This window comes from Erythrobacter insulae (genome assembly GCF_007004095.1).
GTDB lineage: Bacteria > Pseudomonadota > Alphaproteobacteria > Sphingomonadales > Sphingomonadaceae > Erythrobacter > Erythrobacter insulae.
In genome coordinates this window covers 774,513-792,374 of sequence record NZ_VHJK01000001.1, presented here as the reverse complement: position 1 = coordinate 792,374, position 17,862 = coordinate 774,513, and the positions used below count along the sequence as shown (strand labels likewise).

General features: G+C 56.2%; 20 protein-coding genes and 1 tRNA gene. 14 read left to right on the top strand and 7 right to left on the bottom strand.

Annotated features, from left to right (window positions below; all coding sequences use genetic code 11):
• The first annotated feature begins 12 nt into the window (after window positions 1-12).
• The 10 genes from FGU71_RS03795 (at window position 13) to FGU71_RS03750 (ending at window position 7,065) form a co-directional block, all read left to right on the top strand.
• A complete protein-coding gene (locus FGU71_RS03795) occupies window positions 13-588 on the top strand; it encodes a flagellar basal body-associated FliL family protein (RefSeq protein ID WP_142787323.1) in 576 nt (191 codons plus the stop codon).
• Complete coding sequence (locus tag FGU71_RS03790; protein WP_142787322.1) at window positions 585-1,556, top strand: FliM/FliN family flagellar motor switch protein; 972 nt, start codon at window positions 585-587, stop codon at window positions 1,554-1,556. The genes FGU71_RS03795 and FGU71_RS03790 overlap by 4 nt, the downstream gene beginning before the upstream one ends.
• Window positions 1,553-1,882, top strand: coding sequence for a flagellar motor switch protein FliN (fliN, locus tag FGU71_RS03785; RefSeq protein ID WP_142787321.1), 330 nt, complete (start codon window positions 1,553-1,555; stop codon window positions 1,880-1,882). The genes FGU71_RS03790 and fliN overlap by 4 nt, the downstream gene beginning before the upstream one ends.
• The gene (locus tag FGU71_RS03780) at window positions 1,879-2,172 is read left to right on the top strand and encodes a flagellar biogenesis protein (RefSeq protein ID WP_142787320.1); all 294 of its coding nucleotides are present in this window, start codon (window positions 1,879-1,881) and stop codon (window positions 2,170-2,172) included. Before fliN ends, FGU71_RS03780 begins: the two co-directional genes overlap by 4 nt.
• The gene (fliP, locus tag FGU71_RS03775; protein ID WP_325053160.1) at window positions 2,172-2,960 is read left to right on the top strand and encodes a flagellar type III secretion system pore protein FliP; all 789 of its coding nucleotides are present in this window, start codon (window positions 2,172-2,174) and stop codon (window positions 2,958-2,960) included. The genes FGU71_RS03780 and fliP overlap by 1 nt, the downstream gene beginning before the upstream one ends.
• 12 nt (window positions 2,961-2,972) lie before the next feature.
• Complete coding sequence (locus FGU71_RS03770) at window positions 2,973-3,245, top strand: flagellar biosynthetic protein FliQ (RefSeq protein WP_142787319.1); 273 nt, start codon at window positions 2,973-2,975, stop codon at window positions 3,243-3,245.
• A gap of 7 nt (window positions 3,246-3,252) precedes the next feature.
• Window positions 3,253-4,047 carry a flagellar biosynthetic protein FliR gene (locus FGU71_RS03765; RefSeq protein WP_142787318.1) on the top strand — a complete coding sequence of 265 codons (795 nt, stop codon included), beginning with the start codon at window positions 3,253-3,255 and terminating at the stop codon, window positions 4,045-4,047.
• Entirely contained in the window at window positions 4,048-5,178 is a 1,131-nt protein-coding gene (locus tag FGU71_RS03760) for an EscU/YscU/HrcU family type III secretion system export apparatus switch protein (protein ID WP_142787317.1), read from the top strand.
• 61 nt (window positions 5,179-5,239) lie between these two features.
• Window positions 5,240-6,673 (top strand): flagellar filament capping protein FliD, encoded by a 1,434-nt coding sequence (fliD, locus tag FGU71_RS03755; protein ID WP_142787316.1) that lies wholly within the window; start codon window positions 5,240-5,242, stop codon window positions 6,671-6,673.
• A gap of 17 nt (window positions 6,674-6,690) precedes the next feature.
• Window positions 6,691-7,065: a hypothetical protein gene (locus FGU71_RS03750; protein ID WP_142787315.1), complete on the top strand. Its 375-nt coding sequence runs from the start codon at window positions 6,691-6,693 to the stop codon at window positions 7,063-7,065.
• A 13-nt stretch (window positions 7,066-7,078) separates the two neighbouring features.
• Here the strand turns inward: FGU71_RS03750 and FGU71_RS03745 are convergent, their stop codons facing one another.
• Window positions 7,079-7,942, bottom strand: a complete 864-nt coding sequence (locus FGU71_RS03745; RefSeq protein ID WP_142787314.1) for an alpha/beta fold hydrolase — start codon at window positions 7,940-7,942, stop codon at window positions 7,079-7,081.
• Window positions 7,939-9,132, bottom strand: a complete 1,194-nt coding sequence (gene nhaA, locus FGU71_RS03740; protein ID WP_142787313.1) for a Na+/H+ antiporter NhaA — start codon at window positions 9,130-9,132, stop codon at window positions 7,939-7,941. The genes FGU71_RS03745 and nhaA overlap by 4 nt, the downstream gene beginning before the upstream one ends.
• 294 nt (window positions 9,133-9,426) lie before the next feature.
• Here nhaA and FGU71_RS03735 point away from each other — a divergent pair, with 294 nt between their 5' ends.
• Window positions 9,427-9,888 (top strand): flavin reductase family protein, encoded by a 462-nt coding sequence (locus FGU71_RS03735; protein WP_142787312.1) that lies wholly within the window; start codon window positions 9,427-9,429, stop codon window positions 9,886-9,888.
• Window positions 9,885-10,493 carry a TetR/AcrR family transcriptional regulator gene (locus FGU71_RS03730; protein WP_142787311.1) on the top strand — a complete coding sequence of 203 codons (609 nt, stop codon included), beginning with the start codon at window positions 9,885-9,887 and terminating at the stop codon, window positions 10,491-10,493. Before FGU71_RS03735 ends, FGU71_RS03730 begins: the two co-directional genes overlap by 4 nt.
• Window positions 10,494-10,514: 21 nt before the next feature.
• Here the strand turns inward: FGU71_RS03730 and fghA are convergent, their stop codons facing one another.
• From fghA to FGU71_RS03705, 5 genes are all read right to left on the bottom strand, one after another.
• Entirely contained in the window at window positions 10,515-11,363 is an 849-nt protein-coding gene (gene fghA / locus FGU71_RS03725; protein WP_142787310.1) for an S-formylglutathione hydrolase, read from the bottom strand.
• A gap of 2 nt (window positions 11,364-11,365) precedes the next feature.
• Window positions 11,366-11,737 (bottom strand): cupin domain-containing protein, encoded by a 372-nt coding sequence (locus FGU71_RS03720; protein ID WP_142787309.1) that lies wholly within the window; start codon window positions 11,735-11,737, stop codon window positions 11,366-11,368.
• Window positions 11,737-12,843, bottom strand: a complete 1,107-nt coding sequence (locus tag FGU71_RS03715) for an S-(hydroxymethyl)glutathione dehydrogenase/class III alcohol dehydrogenase (protein WP_142787308.1) — start codon at window positions 12,841-12,843, stop codon at window positions 11,737-11,739. Before FGU71_RS03715 ends, FGU71_RS03720 begins: the two co-directional genes overlap by 1 nt.
• A 78-nt stretch (window positions 12,844-12,921) precedes the next feature.
• A complete protein-coding gene (locus tag FGU71_RS03710) occupies window positions 12,922-14,598 on the bottom strand; it encodes a serine hydrolase domain-containing protein (RefSeq protein ID WP_142787307.1) in 1,677 nt (558 codons plus the stop codon).
• A gap of 84 nt (window positions 14,599-14,682) precedes the next feature.
• The gene (locus FGU71_RS03705) at window positions 14,683-15,732 is read right to left on the bottom strand and encodes a helix-turn-helix domain-containing protein (RefSeq protein WP_142787306.1); all 1,050 of its coding nucleotides are present in this window, start codon (window positions 15,730-15,732) and stop codon (window positions 14,683-14,685) included.
• Between the two features lie 468 nt (window positions 15,733-16,200).
• Between FGU71_RS03705 and FGU71_RS03700 the strand changes: the two genes are divergently transcribed.
• Both FGU71_RS03700 and FGU71_RS03695 read left to right on the top strand, forming a co-directional pair.
• Window positions 16,201-16,287: transfer RNA gene (locus FGU71_RS03700), tRNA-Leu, on the top strand.
• A 160-nt stretch (window positions 16,288-16,447) separates the two neighbouring features.
• Entirely contained in the window at window positions 16,448-17,677 is a 1,230-nt protein-coding gene (locus FGU71_RS03695) for a tyrosine-type recombinase/integrase (protein WP_142787305.1), read from the top strand.
• The last annotated feature ends 185 nt before the right edge of the window (window positions 17,678-17,862 follow it).

The following is a 17,862-nucleotide window of genomic DNA, read 5'->3' as shown; positions in this document are numbered from 1 at the left end:
AGCTGAGTTTCGATGGCTAAAAAAGACGAACCAGAAACGCCGGACAAATCCAAAGGCGGCAAGATGAAGATCATCATTATCGCTTTGGTCATGCTCGGTGTCGGGGCAGGCGGAGCCTATGGGGCCTTTGCCGCCGGCTTGATCGGGGCCGAGGCCGATAGCGGCCCCGATGTCCCGGAATTGGTCCGCAAGGGCGAAAGTGATCCCTATTCGCCGCCGGGCGATACTAAAGATTCCGGCCCGGTCATTTATGGCGATGGCGGCAGCGAGTTTCGCACGGCCTATTACGGTTTCGAAGACAGTTTTACGTCGAACCTGTCGGATTCGCCCGGGTTGATCCAAGTCGAGCTGGCTGTTTCCACCCGCCACGATGGGCGCGTGCTGCAATGGGTTGGCAACCATGAATTGGCGATCCGTTCCGCCATTCTCGCACAGCTGGCTGCGACACCTGAAGCCGATGTCTATTCGGTCGAAGGTAAAGAGGATCTCTCGAAACGTCTTACCGCCGCAATCAACGCGGTTTTGGAAGAGAACGAAGGGTTCGGCGGAATCGAAGCCGTTCATTTCAAGGGGTTTCTGGTACAATGAGTATGGAGCTTAACCCCGACACAGCTTTCGCCGATGCGAGGCCGGTTGCGCGCCATTGCGACGAGCTTGTGATGCGCGGCCCCCGTCCTGAAGAGCGCGCCGAAGCGCTTTCCCTATGGCGCCGCGAATTCTGCCGCGCGCTGTCACAGGATCTGGAGGGCCTGTTTGCCGGAGAACGACCGGGCATTGTCCTTGCAGAACCGGAAATTGTTCAAGGGGCGGAAGTTTTTGCACGCATCGGTCCGCTTGCCGCGAATAGCCTGCTGCGCTGCGGTGCGGATGATCGCACTGTGCTGTTATCGCTCGATCTCAAGACTGCGATTGCGCTGACAGATCGATCATTCGGCGGCTCTGGCAAACTATCACAGGACGTGCCGGACCAGTTGCCGCGTTCGGCGGCGCTCCTGATGGATCAGGTTGCCACCCGCATCGCAAAGGCCATTGCAAGCGCCAGTTCAGGGGGCATAGTCTCAGCCGAAGACAGCGAAGCCGATGGTGATGTCATCATCCGCAGCGAGAGCGCAGCCCGGCTGAAGCCTTTTGGTCTAGAGGCCAGTTGCGCCGTTTTTGTCCTGCATATGTCGGCAGGTTCCGATGCGCATTGGGATGCCGTTCTGGCGATGCCATCCGAGCGGCTTGACGCTTTGCTTTCTGGCGCAGCCAAAATCCAATGTGACCGCAAGCCGATATCGCCCGATCATGCTTCGCAGCTGTCGCCTTTTGCTGAAATTCCGCTCGGGCTGGAAGCGGTCCTGGCCGAATTTGAGCTCTCGCTAGGTCGGCTCGAAAGCCTCGCACCCGGCGATCAGATCCCGCTCTGCGTTGCGCGCGATATTCCGCTGCGTCTTGGAACTGAAACGATCGCATTGGGCAACCTCGGCACTCAGGAGGATCGCATGGCGCTTCGCATAACCCGATTTCCATCCGGCGTTTCAGCGCCGCATCCAGAACAGGGGCAGATCACATGACTGCTATTCCATCTGCGCTTCACCGCTTTGGTGATGTTACTGTCCGTCTTTCTGTCGAACTGGGCCGTGCTGACATGCCGCTGAAACAGGTGCTGTCTCTCGGCGAAGGCAGTGTCGTTACTCTCGACCGTCTGACGGATGAATTGCTTGATGTGACGGCCAATGGCCGCGTGATCGCGCGCGGTGAGGTGATTGCGCAGGATGGCCGGTTTGCCTTGCGGATCGTTAACCTCGCCGGGGAGGATGCAAGCTCTGCGCCGCAATCCTCCGGGGCGCAAAACACCGTGCAAAGGCCCGATGCTGAACCTCCGGTGTTACAGCCATGATGGTTGAATATCTGCTGCGGCTTACACTGTTACTGCCGATCTTGGGCTTGCTCATCTGGGGCAGCCTCAGGCTTACCAAATATCTCCAAAACCGGTTGAATTCGGCCGACGGGCAGGCGCAATCGGTTCAGCTTGTCCAGACCAGCCTGATCGCGCCGGGACTTAAACTGGCCGTTGTGCGGTTCCATGGCCGGGAAATCCTGATCGGATGCTCGCGCCAGGGGCTGGTGCGGCTGGGTGAAGCCGATTTGCCTGCTGCTTTACCGGATGATGTGCGGGGGCAGGATTAATGCGCTGCGCCTTCACCCTCACTGCCGGGATCGCGCCGGTCCTGCTTGGCATGATGTTAATCCCCGACGCGGCATTGGCATCCACGCCGGTGGTTGAGCCTGCGGGGATCGGCAGCGCGATAGAGCGCGCCCTGGGCAGCGAGAGCGGCGGCGAAGACGCCCCGCTTAGCGTCTCCCTGCAATTGCTGGTGGTGATGAGCCTCCTCACCATCCTGCCCGCGCTTGTTTTGATGATGACAAGTTTCCTGCGGATCCTCGTGGTGCTTTCCATCCTGCGCCAAGCTATCGGCCTGCAAGGTTCGCCCCCCACTCAGGTGCTGGTTGGGCTTTCTCTGTTCCTGTCGTTGTTTGTGATGGCGCCCACGCTGGACGCGGTAAACAGCCTTGCGATTGAACCCTATGCAGCTGGCGGCATGAGCGCGGATGCGGCCATTGCCAGCGCTGGGGAGGCGTTTCACAGTTTTATGCTGCGCCAGACGCGTGAGGCGAATTTGATCATGTTTGCCGATATTGCCGGGGCAGGTGCGTTTTCGGACCCTGCAAATGTCCCATTCTCGATCCTGCTGCCAGCTTTTGTGACGAGCGAGCTGGAAACGGCGTTCCAGATTGGTTTCATGCTGTTTCTGCCGTTTCTGGTTATCGATCTTGTGGTCGCCAGTGTGCTGATGAGCCTGGGTATGATGATGCTTTCGCCGACCATTGTGTCGCTGCCGTTTAAACTGTTGCTGTTTGTGCTGGTGGATGGATGGGCGCTGCTGATGGGCAGTCTCGCCATGAGTTTCGGGTGAGGGGCAGGGCAGATGCAACAAGACGCACAGCTTCTATCGCTGGCTGATCAGACCTTATGGGTTACCGCGCTGATTGCCGGACCGGTGTTGATCGCAGCATTGGTCATCGGTCTGATCGTAGGGATCATTCAGGCGGCGACGTCTGTGAACGAGCAAACGCTGACCTTTGTGCCAAAACTGGCGATTGTCGCATTGGTTTTCGTGGTTCTCGGCGGGACGATGATGGCGCTGCTCGGCGATTTTCTGCGCGAAATTTTTGCACAAATCGCTTTGATTTCGGCCTGAGGCGGCGATGAACGTCCTCGATTTTGGCTTCGGTTCGATCGACGAGCAATTGTGGCAAATCCTGTTTCTGTCGATCCGCTGCGGAGCGGCCTTGATCGCCGCGCCCATGGTCGGCGGCATGTCCGTTCCGTTTCAATTGCGCGCTTTGCTCGCGCTGGCATTCGCCGTGTTTATCGCGATCTGGATCCCGCTACCTGAAATGCCGGAAATGATGAGTTTTGCGGCGATATTAGCGATCGTGCAGGAAATCATTATCGGTACGGCGCTCGGCTTTTTGCTTCAGATCGCCTTTGCCATTCCTTTGATCGCAGCGGAGCAGATCGCAGGCACGATGGGTCTTGCGATTGCAACCTCGATAGATCCCAATAGCGGCGCACAATCGGGTGCCCTTGGCACTTATTTCGGGCTTATCCTGACTTTGCTGTTCTATGCGATTGGCGGGCATTTGCTATGGTTTGAATTGTTGATCGAAAGCTATCGAATTTTGCCTGCCGGATCGTTTGCGGTGGGGGATGTCGAGGCCCGTGATGTGGTTTTGTTCATGGGATATGGCTTTGCCACAGCGGCTGTGATCGCGTTGCCGGTCGTGCTTGTTCTGCTGCTCGTTCAGATCGTGACCGGAGTGATCTCCCGCTCCGCGCCCGCTTTGAACCTGTTTGCTCTTGGCCTGCCAGCAGGGGTGCTTGCGGGGATTGCCGCGCTGATCATCGTCATGCCTATCGTTATCGAACAATTCGCCGGCCTGCTCGAAGTGGCTCTGGATCGATCTGCCGCTCTGATCGCAATATCGGGGGGCGGCTGAATGAGTGAAGAGAGCAGCGGCGAAAAAACCTTTGAGCCGACAGAAAAGCGCAAATCGGATGCTGCGAAAAAGGGCGATGTTCTGCGCTCGAAAGAGGTCGGGACGGCGGCGGCCATGGCAACCGGTACGCTGATGTTGATGATCATCGGCCCGTGGTTGTTCGAAAGCGTGACACAGGTTGCCTTGGCCAGTTTTAGGTTCGATCATGGCCAGCTTCAAAACCTTGCCCCGCAGGCCATGTTCAGTTCCGCCGCAGAAGCTTTGTTGCCGCCGATTTTCGCGATCGGTCTGGCGGTGATTGGAATGACGGTCGCGTCCCAGTTGCTGCTTGGCGAAGGGCGGTTTGTGCCCGATCAGCTCAAGTTCAAAGGGTCCCGGATCAACCCGCTTGCTGGGCTGAAACGGATTTTCGGAACGCAGGGATTGATCGAACTGGGCAAAGGTATTCTCAAACTTTTGCTGCTGGGTGCAATTGCCTGGTGGTGGGCGGCGTCTAACATCCCGATTGTCATGGGGCTGGGCCGGGGCACTCTGAGCGGGCAGCTGGCTTATGCTTGGGATGCAGGCCTGGGATTGGTCGCGCTGTTGGTGATCGGTTTGTGCATCATTGCCGTGATTGATTACCCGCTGCAGCGGTTTCAGCGGTCCAAACGGCTTAAAATGAGCCACAAGGACATGCGAGACGAGAACAAGCAAAGCGAGGGTTCGCCGGAAATGAAAATGGCCCGCCGTCAGCGCCAGCGTGATCTTGCGCGCGGCGGGGTGAGTGCGGCGATGAAGGATGCGCAATTCGTGATCGTCAATCCGATGCACTTTTCCGTTGCGCTTTCCTATGATCCGGCGATTGCGCCTGCTCCCATCGTGCTGGCGAAGGGGCGCGGTGAAACGGCGCTGGCGATGCGTGATATCGCCGCAGAAGATGGCTTGCCGGTGCTGCGGTATCCGGCGTTGGCGCGCTCTGTGTATTTCACCACCCGGACCAATCAGATGGTGCGCGAGGAATTGTATGTCGCGATTGCATCATTGGTGGCGTTCGTATTGTCTTTGAAGCGCGGAGAACGGCCCGATATGCCAGCGATTGATGTACCCAGTGATTTGCGGTTTGACGCCGAAGGCAAACCGGAGGCCTAAGTCCAAAATGCGCTGTGCTGCTGGCTCTTAAACCTGCATTGGACGCGCCGTTCTAATCGGTATGGAAAATGTTGGCGCATCTATCATATCGTCTTTGGGCGCAGGCAGCGGGGTGAATTTCATCGAGCTGGCGCAGGAAATCTCTGACGCGACTTATTCATTTCAACGCAATGATCTGGCTGCGCGCAATTCGGCGCTTGAAGCGCGCATTTCGGCTGCTTCTTTGCTCCGCAATTCTTTAAGCCAGCTGGCATCGGCGTTGGGCGACAGGGTTCGCAACGGGGATCTTGCACCCAAATCACAGATTGGCAACGCTTCGGTCGCATCTGTTTCGACCGTTGCCGGCATCAGCCCTCGTGGTTCCTATTCTCTCGAAGTCAGCCAGCTCGCGCAGAGCCAATCGCTTGTCCTGCAAAGCTATTCCAGCGGCGAAGACCTGGTCGGCGAAGGCAGTCTTGCGATCCGTTTCGGCGCAGTCAATGGATCCGGTTTTACCGAGGACACATCAAGGGACGCGTTGAATATCACCGTTAGCGCCTCAGACACGCTGCAATCTCTTGCGGCGAAAATCTCAAGCGAAAGCGGAGGCGACCTGAGCGCTTATGTCGCCGAAGGGGTGAACGGCGCGCAATTGGTCATCAAAGGGCGCGAAGGCGCGAATAACGGTTTCGTACTGGAACCTCAAAGCGCCGCCACATCACCAACCTCAGCGCCCGGAGATCTTACCTATCTTGGCTGGAGCCCGGCGGCCGATAGTGGCGAGCTGCGGCAGGCATCGCAGGACGCCGTCTTTGCGCTTGATACGGTCACGATGCGCAGTGCCAGCAACAGTGTTTCCGGATTGCCGGAAGGTCTTGCGCTGGAATTGACCGGGACCAATATCGGCGCGCCCACCAACATCACGTTTTCCAACGACTCCAATGCGATCACCACTGTGATGAACGATTTTGTCGCGGCTTTGAATGATCTGACGGGACAGCTGAATGAAGTGGCCGCCGCGCAAGGCGGGCCGTTGGGCAATGATGCGGGCGCGCGCGAATTGAAGCGCGATCTGGCTCGTTTGACCAGCGATACGGTAATGCCGTCCGCTGCCGCGGGTGAACCTCGCACGCTTGCCGATCTTGGTCTTTCGCTTAATCGGGATGGGACTTTCCGGCTGGATACCGAACGGTTGAATGAAACTCTTGCCGAAAGCCCGGAAGGTGCCGCCGCGATGTTCACCACCGGACCATTCGGAGTGTTCGCGACAATGGATGATCTGGCCCGCCAGAATACGATCATCAGCGATCCCGGATCTTTGGGTGGTTCGGTTGGGCGCTATGAAGATCAAATCGAACGCAACGATGAACGGCTTGAACGCATTGCGCAGCAGCAAGAAAACCTGCGCGAACGGCTGACGCGCAATCTCGTGGCGGCGGAACGCCAGATCTCGGCGTCACAATCGACTTTGGGTTTCTTGCAGCAACAGATCGAAATCTGGAACGGCCAAAATTAGAGCGCGGGTGAATAATTATGCAGCTGCTATCTTCCAATCCCAATGCGGTTTACCGACGCATCGATCTTGATGCTCGGATAGAGGCGTCAACAAATGGCGATCTGACGCGAATATGCCTCGAAGAGGTGGTGAGCGCTTTGGGACAGGCGGCGTTGGCGATGGAGCGCGCGCCAGATGCGGCCCCGCGGGATGCGATCGGGCGGGCGCATTGCATCGCGCTGTGGCTGGCGCGTTCTGTGGCTCCAGACAATCCGATGCAACAGCAGCTGGTCCAGTTTTACGGTGGGCTTGCAGCGTTGATTGCACGCAATCTGGCTCGGCCCGAACACAGCCAATTGTGTCAGGCCCGCGATGATTTCCGGGATGTCTTGTTAGCGGTGCAGCAGGGTTAAACCAGCGCTTCGATCAGGCCATGGCCTCGGCGATGATCTGCGCGGCATCATCAGGGTCTTCGAACGGGTGAAAATGGGTGCGATCGTACCGCGGCATGTCTTTGCCTGCGGGCATGGTCGCGGCCAGCTCTGGCCATGTGGGTGATCCTTTGAAATCCATCGTGGCAGTCGGCTTTGCCCGAATGACCACCGTGGGAATTTTCACCGATCTGGCCGCGTCATGGATGCCGGTGTTGCTACGGCTGGAGGCGTAAACGCTTGCTTCGACCTGTGGCGGGCAGGCCAGCTCAAACCCGTCGCCTGATGTGCTTGGCAAAAGACCGTGGCGGCAATAATCCTCAAACACGCGGGCATCAAAAAGACTATAGGGATCGCGCGACGCAAACCGCTCTATCATAGCGTCGGCGCTTTCGAATTCCCGCTTGCGCCGGATGGCTGGATGCGGGTTGTCGTCTGTGAACCATGGCGTGCCCTCGGCGTAGAATTCCGGCGCAAGGATCACCGGATCAAACAGCACGAGCCGGCTGAAGGCGTCGGGTTTGTCGGCGGCGCATTGCAGCAATGTATGCGCGCCCATGGAATGGCCCACGCCGATTGCATCCCTGATATTCAATGCGTCTAGAAATACGCTGACATCGCTCGAAATCTGCTGCCAGTCCTTGATCGGCCCACCGGTTGATCGGCCATGTCCGCGCAAGTCGATCGAGTAGACATGACGGTCTGGGAAATGGGCGATTACCGTGTCCCAGACGCGCGCATGAAAGCCGGTTGCATGGGCAAAGATAATTGGCGGCTCATCGCTGTGCGGCTCGCCGTTCCATTCAAAATAAACGAGCTCGATATCGTTGACCGAAAGGGTGTGCTGCGCCGGCTTCATTCTGTCGCGGGCGGTTGCTGAGCATCTTTGGGCAGGGTTGCTTTAAGCAGGAAAAATCCTGCTAGGGCAGCAACCAGCGATCCCGACAATACGCCGAGTTTAACCGCATCAACCAGCGCGGGATCGGTGAAGGCAAGGTTGCCGATAAACAGGCTCATGGTGAAACCGATAGCAGCCAGCAATGAAAGCGCATGGATCTGCTTCCATCCGACATTTTCAGGCAGCTTGGCAAAGCCCATTTTGACGCCGACATATGCAAATCCGAAAATTCCGATCTGCTTGCCAATCAGCAGCCCCAGCGCAATGCCAAGCGGCAGCGGCGCGAGCAGGTCTGCAGGCGAAATTCCGACCAGGGAAACGCCGGCATTGGCAAAGCCGAAAATCGGGATGATGAGGAAGGCGACCCAGCTGTGCAGGCCATGTTCCATGTCTTCCAGCAGGCGTTCACCCTTGCGGGAAACCATCGGCACACAGAAAGCTGCGGCGACCCCGGCAAGAGTGGCATGGACACCTGATTTCAGCACAAAGACCCACATCAGCACGGTCAGCAAGACATAAGGGATGCGCGAACCGAATTTTGCGCGTCCGATTGCTGCAAGCACTGCAAAGGTGATCGCCGCACCCATCAACATATCCAGCTTGAGTTCGCCCGAATAAAAGATCGCGATGATCGTGATCGCACCGATATCGTCAATTACAGCAACAGCGAGAAGCAACGCTTTGAGAGCGACCGGTACGCGCGGGCCGAGGAGCGAAAGAATGCCGAGTGCGAATGCAATATCTGTGGCGGCCGGGATGGCCCAGCCACTAACTGTCTCCGGCGAGTCCCAGTTGAACCCGACAAATATCAGCGCCGGGATTGCCATTCCGCCGATGGCGGCGATCAACGGCAGAGATGCTTTGTCCCAGCTCGATAATTGTCCTTCAAGAATTTCGCGTTTTACTTCGAGTCCGATCAGAAAAAAGAAGATCGCCATCAGCCCGTCATTGATCCACAATAACAAAGGTTTGTTGATCTCAAACGCGCCGTAAGACAGGTTCAATTTGGTCTCGAGCGTGCCGAAATATCCGGTGGCCAAAGGCGTGTTGGCGATGATCAGAGCCAGAGCAGCGGCCACAATGAGGACTATGCCCCCGGCGCTTTCCTGTTTGAGAAAATCTTTGAGCGCTCCGCCTACCCGGTCAATCATGTTTCGTCCCTGACTTGCAATAAAGTGCCGCTATTAGAGGTCCGAACGTGCAACGGGTGCATCGGTGCCCGAAAAACGCGATAAATCGGACAAGGTTTGGCCGATTGACAATTTCCGCGCACACTTCACCCGGATCGGGGCCAATTGTGCGCCTTCGATTGACAATTGCAGCGGTGTGGGGGAACGCGCGCAGGGACTTGCTCATTCTACAGCTGTAACGATCCTATTTCGGAGTTTTCTGTGTCGCACCCACCATTGGCAGACCCGGCCGCCCAGGCCGAGTTCCGCAGGCTCATGAGCCTGTTCGCCACCGGCGTGTGCGTCATTGCGTTCAATCGCAGCGAAGATCAGGGCGGCGGAGCAATTTCAGCAATGACGATCAACTCGCTCGTTTCTGTCTCGCTTGATCCGATGCTTCTGTGTTGGAGCCTCCAGAACGGAGCGAGCCAGTATGCGGAATACCTCGCGGCCGAGAAATTCACGTTCAGCATTTTGGGCGAGGATCAACAGATGCTGGCACGGCGATATGCCGCGCGCGGCGACAGCGCACTGAATGCTGCCGATTTTGATCATACAGACGGCGGATTACCGGTGATCAAAGGCGCACTGGCCCATTTTGAATGCAGCCGCTGGGAAACATATCCCGCAGGCGATCATACCATGATCCTGGGCGAGGTTCAGGCGATGGGGCACAGCTCTGAAAACTCCTCTGCGCTTGGCTTTTTTGAAGGGCGCTTTTGCGCAATCAAACCATGAGCAATAACGCGCCGGAGGCAACCCGTGAAAAGTTGATCTCGGTCGCGATTGAAGAATTTGCCGCGCGTGGATTTCACGGAGCCAGCATTGCCCAGATCGCAGGCCGTTTGGACCTTTCCAAACAAGCCTTGCTGTATCACTTCAAACGCAAAGAGGATCTGTACGCAGAAGTTCTCAAGTCTATTTCCGATCATCTGTTAAGCGTGGTCAGATCCAGCACAGAACCGGGTGCATCCCCCGAAGATCAATTCGAGCAACTGATCCTTGGTTTTTTGCAGACCGCTTATGACAGCCCGCTCGAAACCAAGGTTATCATGCGGGAAATTCTGGATAATCAACGCAAAGATGCAGCGCCCGAAGAATGGTATCTTAAAACCTTTCTGGACGCGATTATCGCCAAATATGACGATATCGAAGGGAAGGCTGCGCTGCCTTTTGCACAAAAGATCGCCGCGGTTTATGCGATTATTTCCTCGATCGAGTTTTTCTCAGCCTCGGGTTATGTTCTCAAACGGTTTTATGGCAGTGAAGAATTTGACGGCATTCAGGCTGCGTATCGCGAGGAATTGCGGGCTCAGATACGGCGGATGGTTGTGTCCAGCTGATCCGGGTTTTTGCGCAAGGTGTTAATCCTTGTCATGCAATTTTCGCGCATGCCATTCGATGTGATCAGCCATGAAGGTCGAGATAAAGAAATAGGAATGGTCATAGCCATCCTGCATCCTGATGACGGCGGGAATTCCGGTTTCCTTACATGCCGATGACAGCCGGTAAGTTTGCAATTGCTCTTCAAGAAAATTGTCAGAAGTGCCCTGATCAATCAGGATGTTATCGTGGCGTGCGCCGTCTTCAATCAAGGCGATGGCATCATATTCACGCCAAACCTGTCGGTCATCGCCGAGGTACCGTGCAAACGCTTTTTGACCCCAGGGCACATGAGACGGTGCAACGATCGGGCTGAATGCGCTGATTGAACGGTATCGGCCTGCATTGCGCAATCCGATCGTAAGCGCGCCGTGCCCGCCCATCGAATGGCCGGTTATCGACTGGCGCTGCATATTGATCGGGAATTCCTTCGCGATCACGGCTGGCAGTTCGCTTTCGATATAACTGCGCATCCGGTAATGCTTTGACCATGGGTGACACACGGCATCGACATAGAAGCCTGCGCCTTTGCCGAAATCATACTCGTCCGGCGCATCCGGGACATCGTCCCCCCTAGGTGATGTGTCCGGGGCAATAAACGCGATCCCGTGCTTTGCACATGCCGCGCGGTATTCGCCTTTCTCCATGACATTGGCGTGGGTGCAGGTGAGGCCGGAAAGATACCACAGAACGGGCAGTGTTTCGCCGGGTTCATGATCAGGCACGAACGCGGCAAATGTCATATCCGTGCCGGTTTCTGTCGAAGCGTGTGAGTATACCCCTTGCGTGCCGCCATGGCTGCGTGTCTCGGTCAGTGTTTCTATTGTCACGCCTAAACCTCGACCGGCTTGAACGCTGTGGTGGCATCGCCGGTATTGGGTGTGCCGTCTGCATCCATCACCAGCAGCTTGACTTCGCCCGCGCGTGCGCACGGGCGATGTTCGGTTCCGCGCGGAACTACGATCATATCACCTTGCCTCATATGCTCTGTCCGATCGCGAAATTCCATGTCGAGCTCGCCATCGATCACCAAAAACAGTTCATCCGTTTCCGCGTGGCGATGCCATTGAAATTCGCCTTCAACCTTGGCCAGTCGAACCTCGTTGCCGTTATAATGCGCAGCAAGGCGCGGAGCCCATTGGTCCGTGAAGAGCGCGAACTTTTCCTCCAGATTGATTTTCGAAGGTGCGGGCTTTGGCGGCATCAAAAAACCACCACGCTGCGGATGCTTTCGCCTGAATGCATCAGGTCGAAGCCCTTGTTTATCTCTTCCAGCGTAAGCGTGTGGGTGATCATCGGGTCGATGGCGATTTTGCCGTTCATGTACCAATCGACAATCTTGGGAACATCGGTGCGGCCTTTGGCCCCGCCAAAAGCGGTTCCGCGCCAATTCCGGCCCGTCACCAGCTGGAACGGACGCGTTGCAATTTCCTTGCCCGCTTCGGCGACGCCGATGATGATCGAAGTGCCCCAGCCCTTGTGGCAGCATTCCAGCGCCTGTCGCATGACATCGGTATTGCCGGTGCAATCGAAGCTGTAATCCGCGCCGCCATCCAGCATTTCAACCAGATGCGCGACCACATCGGATGTCTCTTTTGGATTGACGAAATCGGTCATCCCGAATTTCTCGCCCCATTCGCGTTTGGAATTGTTGATGTCCACGCCAACGATCCGGTCTGCACCGGCCATCTTGGCGCCTTGAATAACATTCAGACCAATCCCGCCGAGCCCAAAAATGACGACATTATCGCCCGGCTGAACCTTGGCTGTGTTGACCACGGCGCCCACGCCGGTCGTAACGCCGCAGCCGACATAGCAGGCGCTTTCGAACGGCGCATCGGTGCGGATTTTGGCGACGGCAATTTCGGGCAAGACGGTGAAGTTCGAGAATGTCGAACAGCCCATATAATGGTAGATCGTCTCACCCTTGTAGCTGAAGCGTGACGTACCATCGGGCATCAGGCCCTTGCCCTGCGTCGCGCGGATCGCGCTGCACAGATTGGTTTTGCCACTAAGGCACATTTTGCACTGGCGGCATTCAGGCGTGTAAAGCGGGATGACATGATCGCCCGGCACCACACTGGTAACGCCTGCACCCACTTCGCGCACGATACCTGCGCCTTCGTGGCCAAGCACGCTGGGGAACAGGCCTTCGCTATCGAGACCATCCAGAGTGTAGGCATCGGTGTGACAAATGCCGGTCGCCATAATCTCGACCAACACCTCACCTGCTTTGGGTCCCTCCAAATCCAGTTCCACAATCTCTAGCGGTTTCTTGGCTTCAAAAGCGACTGCGGCGCGGGTTTTCATAAAGGCGGTGTCCTGTTGGATCGTTTGGGAATTGCACCGTCCATAGCATGCTCAGTCAAAATTCAAGAACGGGCGAGGCTATGGATGGTCCAGCTTGCGATATACGATATTATCCGCCAGCGAAGTGGAGATCAGAGCTGTTTCGACTGGCCCGTCCGGCGCGCGCTCAAACCGGATACGCTGTATCGCAAATTCCCCCGCTGGGCGGAAAGTATCGGGCTGATAACGCTCTAGCGAGGTCCGCAGCGCATCGCCGGTCCGCGCCCACAGTTTTCCGTCCAGCTCATAGATCGTCAAAGCCTGTTGTAATGTGTCGCTGTAATATGTGCCGGCCAGGGCGCCTGTATCGATTGGGCCTTGCGGGACAGGCTCCATTTCAACACGCGGCGCGGGTATGTAACCATCGGCGCTGACCGTCCACCGCATCCGGGACGCCTGACCTGCCTTAAAATCTTTGAAGACTAGGCGCAGATCGCGCGCGGGATTCAACATGAATTCTGCGTCGCCGATTTGCGGCAGAGCGAACGCACCTTCTTGCCCAAAGGTCGAGAACATCAAGGCATCGCCGTCGCGGCGCAGCGAAAACACGACGCCAGCGAACAATCGGTAATCGCCCGCATAACTGTCCAATTGCTCGTGAGTTGCGGGTATGAAGTCGCTCGATGGTTCAGGATCCAGCCGGTCGACCAGCACTTTTTCAGCAACATCAAAGGCAAAGGCAGCTTTCAAAAAGTCGCTGCGATTTCCTGCCACGGCAATAACGGTGCGCGCTTCCGGGATACGAAGCAGGAAGGTCCGAAATCCTCCTGTGCTGCCACCATGGGACCACGTGTCCAGCCCGCGCCAGCTGCGATATTCCTGACCGTTTGTTCCGATCAGGCGGCTGCCATCTGGCAGAGTTGATCGCCGGTCCATCAATGCTGATATGGCCGTGCCGCCAAATTGACCCATGTTCAGCGCGTGGCCCCAGCGCAGCAGATCAACCGGATCTGAGACTATGCCCGTGGAACCGAAACTGGCAGCCAAGATATGCGCGTGCGCAAAGCCTTCGCCGTTTGGTTCGTAACTGATTGCCGCATTTGGAATAAGGCGATTGGGATCGGCGCGGACAAACGTACGATCCATGCCGAGCGGGGCGAAAATGCGGGTTTGCATGAATTGGGGGAAAGGCTCGCCTGAGACACGGGCGACGATTTCTGCAAGCAATTCATACCCGGTATTGCTGTATTCCTGCCGCTCGCCAGCTTGGAAGTTTCCGCCGCGCTGACGATAGATCATATCCAGCGCCTGATCGGCATTGGTCGGCGTTTTTTCGGTTTGGCCAGCAAGCAGAAAGAGCGTGCCGATCTCGCGCAGGCCGCTGGTGTGGTTGAGCAGATGCCGGATCGTCACCGGCACATCGCGCGCTTCGAGCTCGGGGATGATGGTGCGGATATCCTGATCGAGCGTGATGCGTCCTTCATCTACCAGCAGCATGACCGCAAACGCCGTGAACTGTTTTGAAGTGGACCCGATGAAGAACCGCGTATCCTTGCCGATTGCGACACCGCGTTCAAGGTCAGCCTGCCCGGACCAGCGATGATAGACCGGCTCTCCATCAACAGAAATCGCAAGGGAAATACCCGGTTCGCCGGCTGGCTGATGATTATCGACCAGCGCATCCACTTCGGCCCAATAGGGAGGCGTCGCCGCAACCGGGAAGGCAGCGCAAATGGCGATGGCAAGGAATGCAAAAATGGATGAAAGTCGGCGCATGAAATGACACTCGCTGAAAGGGAAAAGACACCCAAGGCATAGGCGACATATTCTGGTGCCGCGTCCGACTACGCGAAGTCGAACCTATTTTTTGCCGTTTTCCTTGCGATATGCCGAAGGCGTGACGCCTGTGTGTTTGCGGAATGCAGTGTTGAATGATGATTTCGTGTTAAAACCCGACGCCAGCCAGATTTCAGTCACTGGCTGATCTGTTTCGATCAGCAACCTTTTGGCGTGGTCTATCCGATACCGATTGATAAAGTCGAAAAAATGCAGACCGTACCGCTGGTTGATCGTTGCCGAGATTTCCTTCGCGGCGGTCCCGTTTCGCCTGGCAAGACGGGCAAGCGAGAGATCCGGATCGAGATAGGGGCGTTCGCTCTGCATGAATGCTTCCAAAGGATCAGGCTTTTCGGCTCCGCTTTGATTGACCGCTTTGGATGCAGACACGAGCAGTCTGTCAGGTGCGCGGAAGACCTGCGGTTTGAGCAAGGCCTGAAATGCGATCAACAGCGTAATCGCCAAAATCAGAATAACCGCGACAAGTTGAAGCTGGCTTAGATCAAGGCTTGTAAAATTGGGGGCAACAACAGTGCGGATCAAGAACAGGCTGTGTGCAACAAGCGAGGCTGCGACCATGACGGCTAACCAGCGCCAACTCGCCGAAGTGCCTGAAAATCGCTGCCGCATGACTGTTTTGACCCGCCACAACGCGTAAATCGCAAGCGCAATATAGGCCGCATATTGAGCCTCGAACAGCAGCCGGACATAGTCAAAACTGCCAATCAAATCGGCATCCCATGCGGCTGCGATCAGACTTGGGATGACTGGTAATCCGTGGATCAAGTCGGAAAGGCGCAGCTTCTCCCGATCAAAGCAATTGAACCAGATGAAGCCTGTAAAGAAGGGCATTTGGAGCCATGCGATGGCGCCGCGCAATGAAGCCAATTCAGGATGGGCAACCCACCAGGCATCCATAAACCAGCCGCTGATATCAAGAGCGGTCGTTAACAGGAATAGGCCTAACAAAACATTGGGCAAACGGATCTGCGAGGGGACGATGATCAAAAAGACGCCAAGCAGCACCGCCAGAAATGAAGACATCATGGCCAACGCGGGGACGATCTCGTTCATACTCGCTAGCCGTGTGCAAAAACTGCAGTCTGTGCAAGATGTATGTTGGTTTTCAGGCGGGACTGCGCGATCACGCAAGAACGAACTCTTGTTTCAGATAAGCTCGCGATCATGCCGAGCAAGACCGATGCGCGGTACCTATTTCGGGAACATCAGGTGTCGCCGCCGGGCACGATTCTGTCCGATGACGCAGGCAGGACCTCGACAAACTGATCAGGCAGCCTCTGTATGCGCCTTCTTGGGAGCAGTTGCCTAATCCTGTACATGATGATGAGGGATGGCAGGCTTGAATACAGGCATTCAGGCAGCCTTCGACGGTTCTTCAGGATGAAGGTGATGCGACAACAAAGCGGATAATCCTGAAAGAATCTCTTCGGCTGCAAAGCAATCCGATTGACAAATAGGCTGGCGGATCGCTAGTGGCGCGCACTCACCAACGTGCGGTCTCTGACGACCGGACGATCGTGTGCCCAGATGGCGGAATTGGTAGACGCGCTAGCTTCAGGTGCTAGTATTCGCAAGGATGTGGAGGTTCGAGTCCTCTTCTGGGCACCAACACTTTATCCCACGCAGTCCCATGTCGTCTCAAAGCTGTGCGAAAGCGCAGCTTTCGCGGGAGATTAGGTGTCCCAGGAGGTCTCAAGCAGTCTCAGGGCTGCTTGACAAATTTGTTGGGTAATTGTTGGTTTAGGCAACTTACCCAACAGGACGGACCATGCCTTTAACCGAGCTCGCCATAAAATCAGTCAAGCCAGGGCCGAGGCGCCGGAAGTTGTCAGATGCGGGAGGACTGCATCTTGAGGTGAGTCCGGCTGGTACAAAAACGTTTAAGCTCTCCTACCGATTTGCGGGGAAGCAGAAGACGATCACTGGTCGACGTTATCCCGAAATGAGTCTCGTTGAAGCACGAGCTTGGCGAGAAGAAATGAAGGCCTTGGTCCGAGCGGGAACAGATCCCGCGTTGGCGAAACGAAGGGCAACCCAAAGAATCGCAAGATCTGCCGGGGAGACCTTCGAGGTAGTCGCACGTGAATGGCATGAAAAGAAGAAGGCTCGATGGAGCCCCAAACATGCCGCGTGGATAATGGCTCGTTTTGAGAACGACGCCTTTCCTTTGTTCGGCAGCCTTCCAGTGTCAGAAATCACCCACGCAGATATACTCGATCTCATTGGTAGGTTTGAAAAGCGAGATGCTCTTGAGATTGGCCGAAAGGCGATCAACCACGTGTCTGCAGTTATGCGGCATGCGATTGCAACGGGCAGGGCTAGCCTGAACCCCGTTCCTGACACCCGTGGCAGCATGAAGGCCAAGCCGCCCGTGCAGCACAGAGCAAGGCTTCCTAAAGCTCAGCTACCTGAGTTCTATGGTCGGCTGGAAGAGAGCGATCACGACGTGGTTACGAAACTTGCGTTGCGGTGGACCATTCTGACCATGGTTCGCACTGGAGAGTCCCGCTATTTTAAGCCCGATGAGATCGAACGGAAATCTGACGGTCAAGTGAATTGGCGTATTCCAGCTGATCGCATGAAGATGGGGCGCGAACACATTGTGCCACTTCCGATGCAGGCTATCGCATTACTTGACGAAATTGAGACGAATGCGCGCCGCGCAAATAGCCCCTGGCAGTTTCCGCAGAAATATCAGGCGCGAAAGCCAATAAGCGAAAATTGCATGCTGTTGTGCCTTTATGATCTTGGTTACAAGGGGAAGGCAACAGTCCATGGTTTCCGCGGACTTGCCTCAACAGTCCTGAACGAGCAAGTTGATGGCGAAGGCCGAAGGAAGTTCGCATCCGACTGGATTGAATTGCAGCTTGCACATGCGGAAGCTAACGCGATTAGAGGAGCCTACAATTCCGCTGAGTACCTGTTACCTCGGCGTAAAATGATGCAATGGTGGGCCGATTATTTGGAAGACCAAAGGGCCCTTGGATTGATGCTTTAAGCAGTTTCGCTGTTTCCGGCCTCATTTTGGCAGACCTGATCGAAGCAAGGTCGAATTGGAAAGGTGGAGTTAGGTACTGGGCCGGAAGCGGTCAGTATGCTTTAATGTTCGGCGCCGGGGAAAGCCGCCGTTGCGCATCCTAAGACTATTGCAAGCGCCAGCCCGGTAGGTCTCACGTGCTTCCG

Excerpts from the sequence above, each read along its gene's own strand:
- FGU71_RS03715 (WP_142787308.1), bottom strand. The coding sequence starts at position 12,843 with ATGAAAACCCGCGCCGCAGTCGCTTTTGAAGCCAAGAAACCGCTAGAG.
- FGU71_RS03720 (WP_142787309.1), bottom strand. The coding sequence starts at position 11,737 with ATGCCGCCAAAGCCCGCACCTTCGAAAATCAATCTGGAGGAAAAGTTC.
- nhaA (WP_142787313.1), bottom strand. The coding sequence starts at position 9,132 with ATGATTGACCGGGTAGGCGGAGCGCTCAAAGATTTTCTCAAACAGGAA.
- FGU71_RS03730 (WP_142787311.1), top strand. The coding sequence starts at position 9,885 with ATGAGCAATAACGCGCCGGAGGCAACCCGTGAAAAGTTGATCTCGGTC.
- FGU71_RS03745 (WP_142787314.1), bottom strand. The coding sequence starts at position 7,942 with ATGAAGCCGGCGCAGCACACCCTTTCGGTCAACGATATCGAGCTCGTT.
- fliD (WP_142787316.1), top strand. The coding sequence starts at position 5,240 with ATGGAAAATGTTGGCGCATCTATCATATCGTCTTTGGGCGCAGGCAGC.
- FGU71_RS03770 (WP_142787319.1), top strand. The coding sequence starts at position 2,973 with ATGCAACAAGACGCACAGCTTCTATCGCTGGCTGATCAGACCTTATGG.
- fliP (WP_325053160.1), top strand. The coding sequence starts at position 2,172 with ATGCGCTGCGCCTTCACCCTCACTGCCGGGATCGCGCCGGTCCTGCTT.
- FGU71_RS03790 (WP_142787322.1), top strand. The coding sequence starts at position 585 with ATGAGTATGGAGCTTAACCCCGACACAGCTTTCGCCGATGCGAGGCCG.
- FGU71_RS03710 (WP_142787307.1), bottom strand. The coding sequence starts at position 14,598 with ATGCGCCGACTTTCATCCATTTTTGCATTCCTTGCCATCGCCATTTGC.
- fliN (WP_142787321.1), top strand. The coding sequence starts at position 1,553 with ATGACTGCTATTCCATCTGCGCTTCACCGCTTTGGTGATGTTACTGTC.
- FGU71_RS03705 (WP_142787306.1), bottom strand. The coding sequence starts at position 15,732 with ATGAACGAGATCGTCCCCGCGTTGGCCATGATGTCTTCATTTCTGGCG.
- FGU71_RS03765 (WP_142787318.1), top strand. The coding sequence starts at position 3,253 with ATGAACGTCCTCGATTTTGGCTTCGGTTCGATCGACGAGCAATTGTGG.
- FGU71_RS03735 (WP_142787312.1), top strand. The coding sequence starts at position 9,427 with ATGAGCCTGTTCGCCACCGGCGTGTGCGTCATTGCGTTCAATCGCAGC.
- FGU71_RS03780 (WP_142787320.1), top strand. The coding sequence starts at position 1,879 with ATGATGGTTGAATATCTGCTGCGGCTTACACTGTTACTGCCGATCTTG.
- FGU71_RS03760 (WP_142787317.1), top strand. The coding sequence starts at position 4,048 with ATGAGTGAAGAGAGCAGCGGCGAAAAAACCTTTGAGCCGACAGAAAAG.
- FGU71_RS03750 (WP_142787315.1), top strand. The coding sequence starts at position 6,691 with ATGCAGCTGCTATCTTCCAATCCCAATGCGGTTTACCGACGCATCGAT.
- FGU71_RS03795 (WP_142787323.1), top strand. The coding sequence starts at position 13 with ATGGCTAAAAAAGACGAACCAGAAACGCCGGACAAATCCAAAGGCGGC.
- FGU71_RS03695 (WP_142787305.1), top strand. The coding sequence starts at position 16,448 with ATGCCTTTAACCGAGCTCGCCATAAAATCAGTCAAGCCAGGGCCGAGG.